Below are 1,333 nucleotides of genomic sequence, written 5' to 3' on the forward strand. Positions count from 1 at the left end.
GTCCATCAGTTCCATGCCGGCGGGCGGAGCCGATCCGGCAGGGCGTGCACTTGCCGCAAGACTCCACGGCGCAGAACTCCATGGCGAAGCGGGCTTGCTGGGCCATGTCCACCGTGTCGTCGAACACCACGATTCCGCCATGGCCGATCAGCCCGTCGACGGCCGTGAAGGCCTCGTAGTCGAACGGCGTGTCGAACAGCGCGCGCGGCATATACGCGCCGAGCGGACCGCCCACCCTGGACGGCGCGCACGGGCCGGCCCGAATAGGTGCCGCCGCCGATCTCGTCCACCAGCTCGCCGAGCGTGATGCCGAAGGCCGTTTCGTAGAGGCCGCCGTGCTTGATATTGCCGGCGAGCTGGATGGGCATGGTGCCGCGCGACTTGCCCATGCCGAAATCGCGATAGAACTCCCCGCCTCTGTCCATGATGATCGGCACGGAGGCGAGCGACAGCACGTTGTTGATGATCGTGGGCTGGCCGAACAGGCCGACATGGGCGGGGAGCGGCGGCTTGGCGCGCACTTCGCCGCGCTTGCCTTCCAGGCTGTCCAGCAGCGAGGTCTCCTCGCCGCACACATAGGCCCCGGCGCCGAGCCTGACTTCCATGTCGTAGGCATAGCCCGAGCCCATGACATTGTCGCCGAGGAAGCCGGCCTTGCGCGCTTCCTCGATGGCGATGTTCAGGGTCTCGAAGGCGTGGGGATATTCGGAGCGGAGATAGATATAGCCGTAGGTGGCGCCCACCGCGATGCCGGCGATGGTCATGCCTTCGATCAGCACGAGGGGATCGCCTTCCATGATCATGCGGTCGGCGAAGGTGCCGCTATCGCCTTCGTCGGCGTTGCAGACGATGTATTTTTGCTGAGGCGGCGTCTCGGAGACCGTGCGCCATTTGATGCCGGTGGGGAAGCCCGCGCCGCCACGGCCGCGCAAGCCTGAGGTCAGAACCTCCTCGATGATGGTCTTCGGGCCGCCCTCGATGGCTTTCTTCAGGCCTTCATAGCCGCCATGAGCCTGGTAATCCTCGACCGAGCGCGGATCGATGATACCGCAGCGGGCGAAGGTGAGGCGGGTCTGGTTCTTGATCCAGGGATATTCGTCCACCACGCCGATACATTTTTCGTGCGGCTTGCCGTCGAGCATCCCGGCATTGATGAGATCGCCGACCGTCGAAGCCTTGACCGGCCCGTAGCCGACCCGGCCCTGCGGCGTCTCGACCTCGATCAGCGGCTCCAGCCAATACATGCCGCGCGAACCCGTGCGCACGATCTCCACATCGAGACCGCGGTCCTTGGCCTCGTCGCGGAATTTCTTCGCGACGGCCTCGGCGCCGA

At 65.6% G+C, this 1,333-nt stretch carries 1 pseudogene; it reads right to left on the minus strand.

Features of this window, described 5'->3' with window-relative positions:
• Positions 1-1,333 (minus strand): annotated as a pseudogene (locus tag AUC71_RS06230) (formate dehydrogenase beta subunit); the annotation flags it as partial.

This window comes from Methyloceanibacter marginalis, assembly GCF_001723295.1.
Lineage (GTDB): Bacteria > Pseudomonadota > Alphaproteobacteria > Rhizobiales > Methyloligellaceae > Methyloceanibacter > Methyloceanibacter marginalis.